Raw genomic sequence first — 13,630 nt, 5'->3', positions numbered from 1 at the left:
GTCCGCCCATGCGGTGAGTTCGGGGCGCTCGTGGATGAGGGTTTCCAGGGGCTCGTATGCCAGCTGCCACGCGCGTGTCTCGTCGTCGCGGGTCCGGCTGAGCGGGGTGACGGGGCCGGCGAGGGCGGTGTGGGCGGCGGCGAGGCCATCGGGGCTGATACCGGAGCGGCGCAGCACGGCGTCGACGGTCTCGAGCCGTACGGTCAGCGAACGACCTTGGCGCGGGGCCCGGCCCAGCAGGCGTTCGGCTGCCGCGCGTTGCGCGTCGGTCGGTGCGGCCAGCGAAACGGGGCCGGTGAGCGGCTGTTCGCGTGCCAGGCGGCGGTGTACGCGCTCCATGAGCCAGCCGAGATCGGGAGTTCCCAGCAGACGGCGCAGGCGGGCGATGTCGACCGGTGCGGGAGCGTCGGTGGTGTGGTGAACCGGGCGGTCGTCGGCGCCTATCCCCACACCGACTCCAGACCGTCTGCCGTCGCCGTGTCCGCCTGCTGCCGGTGCCCGGGGTGCCGGCCGCGGGCGCGGGTGGTGCCGTCCCATTCCCAGCGGGTGACCAGGACCGCCGCCACCTCGTCGATCCGGGAGAGCTGGGCGATGGCGATGCCGGGGACCTGCGGGTAGCAGGCCCACTCGCGTTCGCTGGTCATCACCACGTCGAGGTCGAAGGCGTGCAGCAGGCCAAGGCACTTGGCGCGTGAGTCGTCGTCGACGCCGGCGAACGCCTCGTCGAGGGTGACCAGGCGCGGCGCGTGCGGGTTGCCGGCACTCGCGTAGTGCGAGGACGCGGCGGCGAACAGCGGTACGGACACCGCCAGGACGCGTTCGCCGCCGGAGGCCGGGCCCGTGGCGGGGACCCAACGACCGTTCTGCTGGCGTTCGACGGTGAACTCGTGCCAGGCGCGGTAGTCCAGGGCGGCGGTCAGGTATTCCAGCCAGCTTCCGGAGCTGTCGTCCGTCTGCTGCTGGGCGATCTGCACTTGGAGGAACTCGCCGACCGCGGCGCGGTCCTCGTCGGTCCAGGCGTCGGCGGACTGGCGCAGCCGCTCCCGGGCCTGGGCCAGCCCGGCCGGGGCCTTGCGTGCGGCCCGCCAGACCAGGCGCAGCCGCATCCCGGTCGAGGTGGGGCGTTCCTCCAGTTCGCGGTTCATGGCGTGGACGTGGCGTTCGCCGGCCCCGATGAGCTCCTGCAAGGTGCCCGCGACCTCGGTGATCAGGTGGGTTTCCAGGATCTCGCGTTCGTGCGCGGACAGAATGCGCTGGAGTTCACCGACCTCGGTGGAGAGCGCCGCCACGAGTTCGGGCACGGCGTGTTCGCGGCCCTGGTAGACGATGTCGACGACCATGCCGTCCTCGACCATGCGGCCGGACGCGGTGTGCCCGTGCCGGGAGAGCGATCCTTGAAGGGTCGTCAGTTCCTCGCTCAGGCGCCGCTGCACGCGCTCCCAGGCGCCGTCGGAGTCGTCGGTCTGCGCCAGCGCGGCCTCCACGGCGCGCGCGAGCGTGACGGCGGGGGTCGCGGCCCACGGTTCTTCGCCGGTCGCGGGAATGTCGAGATCGGGCAGGGCGATGGCGAGCAGGCCGGTGGCGGCGAACCGCTGGAGTGCGGCGACGGCGGCGGCGCGGGCCGCGGCGGCGTCGGTGACGTCCTTCTCCAGTTGCTCGATACGGCCTTCGGCCCGGCTGGCCCGCCGGTCGGCCTCGGTGTGCTGCTGGCGGGCCCGTTGCTGGTCATGGGTGCAGGTGCGCAGGGCGTCGGCGGTTTCGGCGAGGCGGCGTTCGAGTTCGGCGACAGCCGTGCCGACCGTGGAGCGCAGGGTGCGGTGGCGTTCGTCGGCGGTGGCCGCGTGAAGGGCCGCTCCCTCGGCTCGTACGGTGAATTCCGCGGTGCGCTGTGCGGCCCCCGCCACCTCCGTACGTTCCTCGTCGACCATGTCGGCCGCCTCGCGGCGTTCGCGCAGGGCCGGCCACAGGGTGGCCAGGAGGACATCGAGGTCGGCGAGGGCCTGCCGGATCGCGGCCAGCGCGGTCCGGTCACCGGGCAGCCCCAGATCCGCGGCCGTGTCGGAGAGTTCGATCGCGGCCCGCTCGGCCCTGCCCGCGGCCTCGGTCAGGTCGGCGGTCCGCTCGTCGCGCCGGGTACGGGCCCGGTGCGTGGCGGTGGACGTCGCGGTCACCTCGGCATGGGCCTGCCGGAGCGGGGCGTCGTCGGGTACGGCGGCCAGTTCGGCGTCGAGCACGCCGCGGCGGTCACGAATGGCGGCGGCCTCGGCCGCGACGGTCTCCGACTCGGCGCGCAGAGCGGCGAGTTCGGCGCGCAGGGTGGCGATGCGGGCCCGTCGCGCCTCCTCCCGGGCCCCCGCGCCGACGAATTGCGCGGCCGGCTTGGTCCATCGGCCGGTCAAGGCGCCGACGCGGAACGCACCGTCAGGGGAGACCCACGTGCCGGTGCCGGGCGCGCCGTCGCTTCGCGGAGGATCGGTGACCGCGTCATTCCCGTACGACACGGTCGCCGTCGCCTGCGCGAGGCCGATCGCCGCCAGCAGCCGCGCCACCGGCTCCTCGCCGAGTTCCGCCGCACGCGCGTCCCCGTGGTCCACCGCGGGGCGCAGCGCACTGGCCAGCGACGTCCCGGCCACGGGCCCGTGGTCCGGCGCGAGAAGGATGTCATGACCGTCCGCGGTGAGGACGGCGCCGTCGGGGAGTACCCAGGCGTCGAGGAGGCCGGATGCCTCAAGTGCCGCCTCGATTCCCGCGCGTTCGGTGTCATCGAGCCCGTCACGGAAGTCGACAAGCCGCCACAACGGCGCGCCGGGGACCCGCTCCCGCAGACCGGGGGTACGGGTGTGCGGGGCGTCGGGTTCGCGCCGGTCCCCGGCCTCAAGACCGGCGAGTTCGGCTGCCGCCCGCGCCGTGCTCCCGGCCACCTCCTTGTGACGCCGTCCCAGTTCCGCCGTGCGGTCGGCGAGTTCGGCCGACCGGGTGCGGTGGGCGTGCGCCGCTCGCTCGCGAGCCGGGTACGGCCCGGCCAACAGCCGTGTCCACTGCTGGAGTTCGTCCAACAACCCCACCGGGTCGGCGTACGCCAGTTCCGTGCACCGGTCGCCGTGCTCGCGTACGGCGGCCACGAGCGCCCCGCCCGCGTGTTCGGCCGCTTCTTCCGCCTGGCCCTGTGCCTCGACGTTGTGGGCGAGGTCGGCTTCGGCCTCGTCCACCCGCCGGGCGGCCTCGTTGCGTTCCCGGGCCGTCCGATCGGCCTGGTCCAGCAGGTTCTCTACGTGGCTGACGGCGCGCCGTCCGCGGGCCGTGGACTCCTCGGCCGATTGCGCCGCCGGTTCCGTGTCGAGCTCGACGTGGGCCTGGCCGGCGGTCTCGTGCACGCGGACGAGCAGCGCCTCGGCCCGCGCCTGTACGGAGGTGAGGCGGTTTTCGGCGGCGCCGAGGCGGCCTCGGGCACGGGTGTGCAACTGCGCGGCCTGGTCGCGGTCGGCCTCCGCACGCGCCTGGTCCTCGCCGGTGCGCTCGGCGGTGGCGGCCGCCCGTTCCAGTTCGCGGGCGCTGCGCATCTCGGGGCCCTCACGCAGGGCCGCGTCCTGGGCCTTGAGCCGGGTCTCGGTGTCCATCAGCGCGGTGATGCGGTCCGCGGTCGCCGACCGGTCCGCTTCGGCAGCTTCCTTGTCCGCCTGCGCTTCGGCCAGATCCCGTTGGTGGTGCTCGTAACGGGAGTGCTCGGTGCGCGGGAGCCGGGCCCTGCGGCGGGAGGCGATCCGGGCGTAGCGCTGGTAGTGGTCCAGGAACGCCGAGGCGGCCCGATCGGCCTCGGTCGCCGCCGCCAGTTCGTCCTTCTCCTCGTCCAGGGAACGAAATGCCTCGGCGACGTCGGCGATGACGGCCTGGTCCATGGGTGGCAACGCCTCGGTGAGGGCCCGGGAGAGGGCTGCCTCGTTGGGGCGCTTGGACAACTGGGGCTGGCGCAACTGGATGAGCAGGTCGACCAGGGCGGCGTAGCGCTGCTCGCCGAGACCGAACAGGGCCTCGTCAACGGCCCTGCGGTACGCCTTGGCCTGGTCGTACACCATGCCGTGCCCGGCGACGGCCTCCGCGAGCCGGTCCCGGGACAGCGCGGTGCCGGTGGCGTCGAGGAAGCTCAGACCGGCTCCGACCCGCTGGTCGGTGACGGCGAACCAGTGCCGGGCGATGCCCCGCCCGGCCACGGCCTTCAGCCCGCAGGCGAGCGTGCGGAAGTGCTCCTCCCCGCTGGTGTCGTCCCGGCGGCCGAACTCGATCCAGGTGTAACCGAGCCGTTCGGAATGCGGGTGCTCGCCGCCGAGGAGGAGATTCCACTCCATCCTCTTGCCCGGGTCGCCGTCCGGTTCGACGCGCCGCGCGGCGAGGTCGCCGTCGAGAAGGAAGGGCAGGGTGAGGGCGAGGACCTTGGACTTGCCGGTGCCGTTGTTGCCGCGCAGCAGCAGCCTGCCGTCGCGGAAGTGGAACTCCTCCACGTCGTAGTGGAACAGGTCGACGAGCCCGATACGCAAGGGCTGCCAGCGAGACCGCTGGGGACGAGGGAGATCGGTCATCGCTTCGGGGTCCTTCGCTGGGCGGGGATTCCTCGTGCCGGCCGTCCTGCTTCGAGGACGACGGTCTCGCCGACGGCGTACCGGGCCAGGGCCGGCCGGGGCACGACGCCCGCCGCGCTGTGGACGACGAGCCCGAGGGCGGCGAGTTTGGCGACCGCCTGGCCCACGAGCTCGCCCTCGGCTCCGGGTTCACGCGCGGACTTGGCCCAGAACCCGCCGTGCTCGGCGGCGAGTTCACGCACCCGCCGCTCCAACTCGGCGGTGGGAACCGGGACGGTGCGGGTGGCGAGGTGTTCGGCGAGCAGCAGGGTGATGTGTCCGTGGGTGCCCTGCTCCGGCATGCGCACGTCGGTGAGGTCGTCATCGGGGTCGACCATGGCGATGCCCTCGGCCCGCACCTCGGCGACCAGGCCGGTCAGTTCGGTGATCCGGGCGGTGAGGAAACCGCGCTGCCGGGTGAGATAGGCGAGTTCGGCGTCGGTGAGGTCGTCGTAGTAGAGCACCGGGTCGTCCAGGAGGCGGCGGGTCAGCGCACGGCGCATCGCGCGGAACCGCAGGTCGTCGCTGTCCAGCGCGGTCTCGGCGACGAGTTCGGCAAGCCGGTCGTCGGACGACGTGGCCCGGACGAGGGACGGACCGCGCCGCGCGGCGAGCAGTCCGGCCAGCACGCGCCGCTCGACGTCGTACAGCACATCACCGGCCCCGCTGACGTACGCCTCCTCGTCCCCGGCCACCCGCCGCAGCACGCCCAGTTCCAGCAGCAGGCGTACGACGGCGGCGAGATCGACGCGCTCGTCACGGCGGTTCAGGGAGAACTGGATCCCCGTCGCGACCAACCCGGGATCTGCCGCGTCGAGGACGACCTGCTCGGCCAGCCGACCGAGCGCGATCTGTGACTCGCCCCGCTCCAGCGCGGCCAGTGCCAGGCAGAGCAGGACATAGCGGCGCCGGGTGAAGGGCGCGGCGGCGCGGGTGGCCTCGCGCGCGGGGTGGGTGGCATCGGTGAGGGTGCCCGGTATCTTGCGCAGCCGGGCGGTCTCGGCGTCCACGTGCAGCGACCAGCCGGTGTTGCGGTCGAACCACTCCCGCAGCTCCGCGGCGTGCTGCCGCACCAGGCGGAAGGAGTCCGCGCGCGGGCCTCGCGCCAGCAGCAGCGGCTCGGCGAGCAGGGCGCGGGCGGCCTTGCGCAGATCGGCCGCGTGCTGACCGTCCAGGACGTGGGCGAGCGGAGTACTCATCCGGTTCCTTCCGGGGCCAGGTCGGTGATCTCGATGATGTGATCAGGCCCGCGGAAGGTGCCCGCGGGCGTGCGGACCTCGGCGACGCCGCCGTCGCGCAGCGCGGTGAGCCGGATCTCCATGGAGCCGTCGTTGCTCGTGGCGGTGGTCCGGGTCATGCCGGGGCGCCAGGTGGCGAGCGCGTCACCGAGCAGTTGGAGGAAGAGCCCGAAGGCGAGCGGGTCGAGTTCGCCGAGCTCGGACAGGCGGGTGGCGCCTTGCGTGGCGAGGCGGGCGCGGGCGGCGGAGGTCTCCGCGGACTGCTTGGCGGCGAGTTCGGCGAGGTGGCGGAGGGCCGCCGTGCGGTCCTCGACCTTGCGGGTCTTGCCGCGTCGCTCGTAACTGCCGGTGCGGCGCAGTTGCGGACTGATGCGGATCGGTTCGGCCGCCGACCAGGAGGTGGCGGCGGGTACGGGGTGGGTGGCGCGCTCGGCGAGGGTGTCGCCGTCGACGCTGAGGTGCCTGGCCGGGTAGAGCCCGAACGCCGTGCGCCACAGTCGGTGCCGTGCGTCGTCGTCCGGCGCCTCGGCGAACCAGCGTGCCAGCGCGCGGAAGTCGGCGGAACGGTCCGAGCGCCCGGACCGCCGTTCGTTCAAGGCCCGTACGACAGCCAGGAGTTGCGAGATCGCGCCGAGTGCCCGGCCGCGCAGCAGCCGGGCCTGCGACTCCCGGCCGTCCCGGCTGATGAACCAGCCGGTGAGGCCGGCCCAGCGGCCCGCCCACCGCTCGTACGCCTCCTGCTCGGCGTGCTCCGCCTCCTCCGGGGAGGCGTCGGCGGCCTCGCGGGCGGCGGCGGTGTGCAGCAGAGGGCCGATCCGGTCTTCGAGTTCCAGGATCAGCTGGGCGATGCGCCCACCGAGGGTGATCAGATCCTGGATGAACCGTTCCAGGTACTGGATGAGCCGGTCCTTGTACGCGAGGAAGACCTCTTCCTCGACGTCGTGCAGGTCGATGGTCCGTTGCAGAGAGCCCATGAAAGCCCGCGCGTTGTCGGCGAGCGCCGCGAACCGGCTGGTCAGCGCGTCGAGCGCGAGATACGTCTTGGCCGGGTCGTGGTGCTCCTCGGCTGTCAGCACGAGCAGGGCCCGTAGCTGGGTCACGATGTCGTGCAGCGCGACGGCCTGGAGCGCGCCTCGTCGGCCGAGCGTCTCGTCGTACACGGACAGCGCCTGCTCAGCGGCTTCCCCGGCCTGCGTGAGCTGATAGATGAACCGCTTGCGGTAGAAGTCCTCCACCGCGGTGACCCGCGCGGTGTCCGGGTCCGCGCGCAGATTGCCCCACTCGACCAGGCTGTCGAGCGCCTTGACCACGGTCTCCAACTCGGCGGGGCGCTCGGCGGCGGGCAGTGCGGCGTGTACGTCATCGGGCCGCAGATGCACCGCGAACCGCTCCTTGGCGGTCAGGAACGTCTGCATCACCCGGCGGTAGAGGGCCGAGTTCGGCGCGGTGAGGTGGGCGAAGGGGCCGTACCCGGTGGGAGACGGGCGGGAAGGCGGAGCGGTCATCGTCCGCCATTATGTCCGACGAATACCCGACGCGGATACCGAGGGCCAGGGGTGCGCGGAGCGTAGTTGGTCGGCGAGGAATGCCCGCGCCGTCGGCCTTCGGGCGTTCACTGCCGACGGCCGGGCCGACACGGTCGTCACTCACGGCGACGATCGAGATGCGCGGCCGACGCGGAGATCACCGCTCTCCGGGAAGCCCCGATCCAGCGCCCGAGGCCGAAACGGAGCAGGATCAGCGAGGCGGGCATGGTCAGCGGGGCGGGCATGGTCAAGAGGGCCAGTGCAGGTCCGGACCAGGGCGTGAGTGCGGGGTAACCGGAATGTGTCCGTACCCGCTCGGCTGATGTGCGGCGGGGCATCGTAGTGTGCCGCCATGCTGAACACGCACCGTTTGCGCATACTGGCCGAGGTCGATCGGGCCGGGAGCATCGCCGGGGCTGCCCGCGAGCTGAAGCTGTCACCGTCCGCAGTGTCGCACCAGCTTGCCCAGTTGGAGAAGGAGGCCGGCGTCAGCCTGGTCGAACGCAGCGCGCAGAGCCTGCGGCTGACCTCGGCCGGACAACGGCTGTCCCTGCGCGGGCAGGACGTCCTGGCCCTGCTCGACTCGGCCGAGAAGGATCTGCTGGCGCAGTCCCGGGCGGATTCCGGGCACCTGCGGATCGGCTTCTTCGCGTCGGCCGGCTACCACCTGCTGCCGCAGTCGCTGTCCCGGTTCTCCAGCCGCCATCCCGCGGTCGGGCTGGACCTGGTCGAGGGGCAGCCGCACGAGCTGGCCCTCAGCGTCCAGCAGGGTGCGATCGACGCGTTGGTGATCTTCGAGCACGCGCTCGACCCGTGGACGCCGCCGGAGGGCGTCGAGGTGAAGGAGCTCTTCCACGAGCCCCAACTGCTGGTGGTCCCTGACGGTCATCCGGCCGGTCGGCGCAGCCAGGTCCGGCTGGAGGAGCTGTCCGGCGAGCAGTGGATCACGTCGTTCGGCACGGGTACGCCGGTGCTGTCCGTGCTGGAGCGGGCCTGCGCGCTGGCGGGATTCGTCCCCCGTATCCGCTGCCGCAGCGACCACTACGAGGTGATCGTGGGCCTGGTGCGGGCCGGCATGGGGATCGCGCTGGTGCCGAGCCTCGGCGTCACCGACACCACCGGGGTCCAGACCACCCGGGTGTCCGGGCTGCGGCTGCACCGGAAGATCGGCGTCGCCTGGCGGCCGGAGAACCCGAACCCGCTGTTGGGCAGCTTCATCGCCTACCTGGGCAGCGCCGCGTCGAACCTGCTGGCCGCCGGACGCCAGAGCCGTCCCGGCCCGCGCTGACCGCAACGGTCGGCTCGCGCCGACCGCAACAGCCGGCCCGCGCTGCCCGCTTCTACCGGACGGCGGGCGATCCGCATGGCCCGGCCCGCGCTGACCGCACACGGGCTCGCGCCGACCGTATCGCCCGGCCCGCGCGGGCCGACCGGCGAAGGGCGTACCGGCCCTCCGCGCGCCCGGCCCTCCGCGCGCCCGGCCCTCCGCGCGGCCCGGATGCGGGCGCGGTCAGCGCGCGAACGCGGCGATGCGTGCCCCGACCGTCCGTATGGCCTGCAACGCGTCGAACTCGCTCCCCGGACGGCATGAACTCAGCACCGCGTAGCAGACCTGCCGTGTGCCGCGCACCACGCCGACGTCGCAGCGGACCCCGACGTCGGTGCCGGTCTTGTTCGCGACCCACAGCGCCGCGCTCGGGATGTCGCGGACCGTGCTGTCCTCGGGATCGTGCGGGATCAGCGCCGGAACCATGCTGCGGTCGCCGCACCGGGCCATCCAGCCGAGCAGCAGGCGCGCCCACGGCTCGTCGGCGGCGATCCGCTGCGCGAGGCCGGCCAGTTCCGCAGCGGTGCCGACCGCGAAGGTGGGCGGGTGTTCCGGCAGCCGGGGTTCGCGGATGCGGTCGAGGATCCGGGTGTGGACGAGCCCCAGCGCCTCCGCCCCCTGGTTGACCCGGTCCAGGCCGACCCGGCGGAGCAAGGCGTTGGTCGCGGTGTTGTCGCTCACGGCCGCGGTGAGCAGCGCAAGGTCGGGGACGGTCCAGCGTCGCACCGACAGCCCGGTCAGCAGTCCGGAGCCGCCGCAGTAGTCCTCGGCCAGCAGGTCGACCGGCTCGACGGAGTCCAGATCGCCGCTGGTGAGGCCGCGTGCGACCTCGGCCAGGAGCAGCAACTTGCCCACGCTGGCGAGCCGCAGCACCCGGTCCGGCTGGTGTTCCAGAATGCCGGGGACCATGACGGACATGGTGCCGGGCAGCTCCGGCGGGACGTCGCTCAGCACGCCAGCACCTGCCCCGGCCGCGCCGAGGTGACCTCGCCGTCCTCGGCGACAACCGTGCCCGCCACCACGACCAGCCGGATTCCGCTCGGCGCGAGCAGGGGTTCGGCGAAGGTGGCACGGTCGGCGACCGTCACCGGATCGAAGACCACCAGGTCGGCGTGGGCACCGTCGCTCAGCACGCCCCGTCCGGCCAGGCCGAACCGGGCCGCGGTGGCGCCGGTCATCTTGTGCACCGCCTCGGGCAGCGTCAGCAGCCCCAACTCGCGTACGTAGTGCCCGAGGACCCTGGCGAACGTCCCGGCCCAGCGTGGATGCGGCAGTCCCGGCTTGGGCACCCCGTCCGAGCCGATCATCGCGAACGGCGCGGCGAGCACGCGCCGGACGTCGTCCTCCCGCATCGAGTGGCTGATGATCGTGACGTCGCCCGCTTCGGCCAGCAGCAGTTCGGCCACCACGTCGACGGCGTCGGCGCCGCGCTCGGCGGCGATGTCCGCGACCGTCCGCCCCTGGAGTTCCGGATGTCGTGCGGCACCGGCCACCGAGATCCGGTCCCAGCCGCCGTTGCCGACGGTGTTCTCCCAGCCGGCCACTCCGTCCGCGATGTCGGCGCGCATCCGGGCGCGCTGCCCGGCGTCGCGCAGCCGCTCCAACAGGCGGTCCTGCCCGCCGTCGTGGGTCCACGGCGGCAGCATGGCCGCGAGCGCCGTGCTGCCCGCCGTATAGGGGTAGACGTCACAGGTCACGTCCAAGCCGTCGGCGCGGAGTCGGTGCAGGTAGGGCAGCGTCCGCTCGGTGCCGCCCCAGCCGTGGCGGCCGGCCGTCTTGTGGTGCGAGACGTGCAGCGCGGCGCCGCTGTCGCGGGCGATCCGTACGGCCTCGTCCAGCGCGGCCTCGACCTGGGACATCTCGTCGCGCAGATGCGTCACGTACGGCTTGCCGTGGCGGGCCGCCACCGCCGCGAGCGCGGTGACCTCGGCGGTGTCTGCGAAGGAGCCGGGCGTGTAGATCAGGCCCGTCGACAGTCCGGCCGCGCCCGAGGCGAGCGCCTGGTCCAGCACCCGGCACATGGCCGCGAGTTCGTCCGGGGTGGCGGCGCGGGCGGCGTGACCCACCACGGCGCCGCGCAGCGTGCCGTGGCCGGCCAGGGCGGCCAGGTGGTTCGCCCGACCCGTCGCGGCGTGCGCGCGGGCGAACGCCGCGAAGTCCGGGTACGGCGCCGGGAACGCGCTGTCCCCGCAGTTGCCGCAGATCTCGACGGTCACGCCTTGGAGCACGGCGGCGTGCGCCGGCACGTCACCGGAGCCGTTGAGAGTGGTCACGTCGGAGTGCGTGTGCGCGTCGATGAAGCCGGGCGCCACGACATGCCCGGGGAGGTCGAGTATCCGGTCGGCGGTGGCCGGGGCGCGGGGCGGCAGCACGCGGACCCGGCCGCCGGTGACGGCGATCTGTCCGGCGACCAGCGGCCCACCGGTCCCGTCCGCGATGTCCGCGCCGCGGACCAGGAGGTCGAAGTGGGTCACGTTCACCGCACCGCGGTGGAAGCGGCGCCGTCCGCGGCGCCGTCCGCGGCGCCGTCCGCGGCTCCGGCGTGGCCGCCGGCGTGGCCGCCGGCGTGGCCGCCGGCGCCGGCACCGACCCGGGCGGCACCGTGCCCGGTCCCGCCGAGGAGCAGGGCGGCCGTACCGGCGTCCGAACGTATCCGGCGTGCCCGGAGGGCAGTTGAAGGCAGGGTCATGGGCTTCCTCGCTGGTGTGCTGGTGACGGGTGGGCACGGACGGACCCAGCGTGCCGTCCGCGGACGGCGCCGGCATCGGAGCGTTGAAGATCTGGCTGCTCACGGACCACTTCGTGTTCGGCGGACGGTACGGCGCGGTCATGACGTCGGCCTACAGGCATCGAAGTCTTCGATGCTCAGAGACGCAAGCGCGCACGGGTTCTTGCCGTTCTGCGAAGGCTTGCCAGTCTTCAACCACTTGACCTCCAGTTGAACGTGAGGTGCTGCCATGCCAGCGGATGCCGCTTCGGCGAGACCCGTCCCTTCGACGGCCGAGGCCGGGGTGCATGCCGCGGACGCCGCGGCCCGATGCTCCCGGCCGATCAGGTCCGGCACCGGCAGCCCCGGGAACGGGAAGCGTCGCGGCGAGCGCTCCCGCAACGCGTGGCGCCCGTCCGTCCGCACCGCGTGACCAGGCGGCCGATGCCGGGGCCCGCATCACCCGGCCGTCCGGGTCCGGCGTCGTGCCGGCCGCACCCGCGTCGACCTCGACTGCTCGCATTACGCGCTCGGCGTCGGTGACCGCGTACGCACCGACGAACCTCGGCTTCGGCGCGAGCGTGCTGGTCAGTCACCTTCTGACCGGTCCCGCGCACTGCACCGTCCCCCTGCCCTCCCCAGCTACGGAGACCCGACATGGTTTTGCGCAAACCCAGCAGACCGCGCGCCGCCCTGGCCGTGACCGCAGTCAGCGGCATACTGCTGGCCGGCCCGGCCGGTCTGACGACCTCCGCGGGCGCCGCGACCCCGAACACCAAGTCCGGTACGACGCTGAGCGTCGCCATGGACAGCTCGGGGGTGGACACCCTCAACCCGTTCCTGGCCTACTTCAACGGCTCGCTCGACATCTTCGGCGGCATCTACCCGACGCTCACCGCCATCGACCAGAGCGGCAAGCCGGGCCCGTACCTCGCCACGTCCTGGAAGCTGTCGGCGGACCACCTCACGTGGACCTTCAAGATCCGCGACGGCCTGAAGTGGAGCGACGGGCAGCCGCTGACCGCCGAGGACGCGGCCTGGACGTTTCACCTGATCATGACCGACGAGATCGCCGGCACCGCCAACGGCGCCCTGGTGTCCGACTTCCAGTCGGTGACCGCGCCCGACCCCACCACGCTGGTGATCAGGACCAAGCACCCCCAGTCCAACCTGACGTACGTCAGTATCCCCGTCCAGGGCATCCCGATCGTGCCGGAGCACATCTGGAAGTCGCACGCCGCCGATCTCAAGGACTACAAGAACGACTCGTTCCCGGTGGTCGGCTACGGCCCCTGGACGCTCACCGGTTACAAGACCGACCAGTACGCCACGCTCGACGCGAACAAGTCCTTCGTGCTGGGCGCGCCGAAGTTCGACCACCTGATCGAGCAGCTGTACAAGAACACCGACAGTGCCGTCGCGGCGCTGCGGTCCGGCCAGCTCGACTACGTCAACGCCATCAACGCCACCGAGTACAAGTCGCTGACGCACGCCACCGGTGTCGTCACCGCGCAGGCGGTCGGCAACGGCTGGACCGGGCTGGAGATCAACCCCGGCGCCAAGACCCGCAGCGGCAAGTCGATCGGCACCGGGAACCCGGCCCTCGCCGATGCGCGGCTGCGGCGTGCGATCGCCCTGAGCATCGACAAGCCGACGCTGGTCAAGAAGGTCATCGACGGTTACGGCAGCGTGGGGCAGGGCTACCTGCCGCCGGCCTGGTCGCAGTGGGTCTGGAAGCCGTCGGCCGGCGAGCAGCAGAACTACGACCCGGCCGCGGCCAACCAGCTGCTGGACAAGGCCGGTTACCGGCGCGGACCGGACGGAGTGCGGATCGACCCGAAGACCGGCAAGCCGCTGGACCTGCGGCTCGGCATCCACTCCGACGACTCCACCGACGCGGCGATAGCCCCGTACCTGGTCGGCTGGCTCAAGGAGATCGGCGTCAAGGTGCGGCTCAAGCCGATGAGCATGTCCGCGCTCAACAGCGACCTGGGCAAGGGCGACTGGGACATGCTGATGGACGCGTGGACCACCGGCCCCGACCCGACCCTCCTGCTCAGCATCCAAAGCTGCGCCACCCTCCCCGACGACCAGGGCAACGGCGGCAACACCGACGCGTTCTTCTGCGATCCCGGCTACGAGAAGCTGATGGCCCGCCAGCAGAGCCTGTTCGATCCGGCGCAGCGGGCCGCGGCCGTCGGGCAGATGCAGCAGATCCC

General features: G+C 72.9%; 10 protein-coding genes. 2 read left to right on the top strand and 8 right to left on the bottom strand.

Annotated features, from left to right (window positions below; translation table 11 throughout):
- The 5 genes from AC13HU_RS16760 to AC13HU_RS16740 form a co-directional block, all read right to left on the bottom strand.
- Positions 1 to 450: TIGR02679 domain-containing protein (locus tag AC13HU_RS16760; RefSeq protein ID WP_483042673.1), on the bottom strand; the 450-nt coding region annotated here is incomplete at its 3' end.
- Positions 441 to 4,574: a TIGR02680 family protein gene (locus tag AC13HU_RS16755; RefSeq protein WP_483042672.1), complete on the bottom strand. Its 4,134-nt coding sequence runs from the start codon at positions 4,572 to 4,574 to the stop codon at positions 441 to 443. The genes AC13HU_RS16760 and AC13HU_RS16755, both read right to left, overlap by 10 nt.
- Positions 4,571 to 5,812, bottom strand: a complete 1,242-nt coding sequence (locus AC13HU_RS16750) for a TIGR02678 family protein (protein WP_483042671.1) — start codon at positions 5,810 to 5,812, stop codon at positions 4,571 to 4,573. Before AC13HU_RS16750 ends, AC13HU_RS16755 begins: the two co-directional genes overlap by 4 nt.
- On the bottom strand, positions 5,809 to 7,356 hold the full coding sequence (locus AC13HU_RS16745; RefSeq protein WP_483042670.1) for a TIGR02677 family protein: 1,548 nt from the start codon (positions 7,354 to 7,356) through the stop codon (positions 5,809 to 5,811). Before AC13HU_RS16745 ends, AC13HU_RS16750 begins: the two co-directional genes overlap by 4 nt.
- A gap of 137 nt (positions 7,357 to 7,493) precedes the next feature.
- On the bottom strand, positions 7,494 to 7,628 hold the full coding sequence (locus AC13HU_RS16740) for a hypothetical protein (protein ID WP_483042669.1): 135 nt from the start codon (positions 7,626 to 7,628) through the stop codon (positions 7,494 to 7,496).
- Between the two features lie 101 nt (positions 7,629 to 7,729).
- On the opposite strand from AC13HU_RS16740, the gene AC13HU_RS16735 reads away from it, so the two are divergent.
- Positions 7,730 to 8,665 carry a LysR family transcriptional regulator gene (locus AC13HU_RS16735; RefSeq protein WP_483042668.1) on the top strand — a complete coding sequence of 312 codons (936 nt, stop codon included), beginning with the start codon at positions 7,730 to 7,732 and terminating at the stop codon, positions 8,663 to 8,665.
- A 222-nt stretch (positions 8,666 to 8,887) separates the two neighbouring features.
- On the opposite strand, the gene AC13HU_RS16730 is transcribed toward AC13HU_RS16735, so the two are convergent.
- The 3 genes from AC13HU_RS16730 to AC13HU_RS16720 are packed head-to-tail and all read right to left on the bottom strand — an operon-like array spanning position 8,888 to position 11,393.
- Complete coding sequence (locus AC13HU_RS16730; RefSeq protein WP_483042667.1) at positions 8,888 to 9,658, bottom strand: serine hydrolase; 771 nt, start codon at positions 9,656 to 9,658, stop codon at positions 8,888 to 8,890.
- Positions 9,652 to 11,184 (bottom strand): N-acyl-D-amino-acid deacylase family protein, encoded by a 1,533-nt coding sequence (locus tag AC13HU_RS16725; RefSeq protein WP_483042666.1) that lies wholly within the window; start codon positions 11,182 to 11,184, stop codon positions 9,652 to 9,654. Before AC13HU_RS16725 ends, AC13HU_RS16730 begins: the two co-directional genes overlap by 7 nt.
- Positions 11,181 to 11,393 carry a hypothetical protein gene (locus tag AC13HU_RS16720; RefSeq protein WP_483042665.1) on the bottom strand — a complete coding sequence of 71 codons (213 nt, stop codon included), beginning with the start codon at positions 11,391 to 11,393 and terminating at the stop codon, positions 11,181 to 11,183. The genes AC13HU_RS16725 and AC13HU_RS16720 overlap by 4 nt, the downstream gene beginning before the upstream one ends.
- A gap of 675 nt (positions 11,394 to 12,068) precedes the next feature.
- Between AC13HU_RS16720 and AC13HU_RS16715 the strand changes: the two genes are divergently transcribed.
- Positions 12,069 to 13,630: ABC transporter substrate-binding protein (locus tag AC13HU_RS16715; RefSeq protein ID WP_483042664.1), on the top strand; the 1,562-nt coding region annotated here is incomplete at its 3' end.

Source organism: Streptomyces sp. NH27 (genome assembly GCF_056859195.1).
The sequence above is the reverse complement of the archived record's forward strand: the minus strand, read 5'-3'. Positions and strand labels throughout refer to the sequence as shown.

Excerpts from the sequence above, each read along its gene's own strand:
- AC13HU_RS16755 (WP_483042672.1), bottom strand. The coding sequence starts at position 4,574 with ATGACCGATCTCCCTCGTCCCCAGCGGTCTCGCTGGCAGCCCTTGCGT.
- AC13HU_RS16735 (WP_483042668.1), top strand. The coding sequence starts at position 7,730 with ATGCTGAACACGCACCGTTTGCGCATACTGGCCGAGGTCGATCGGGCC.
- AC13HU_RS16750 (WP_483042671.1), bottom strand. The coding sequence starts at position 5,812 with ATGAGTACTCCGCTCGCCCACGTCCTGGACGGTCAGCACGCGGCCGAT.
- AC13HU_RS16720 (WP_483042665.1), bottom strand. The coding sequence starts at position 11,393 with ATGACCCTGCCTTCAACTGCCCTCCGGGCACGCCGGATACGTTCGGAC.
- AC13HU_RS16745 (WP_483042670.1), bottom strand. The coding sequence starts at position 7,356 with ATGACCGCTCCGCCTTCCCGCCCGTCTCCCACCGGGTACGGCCCCTTC.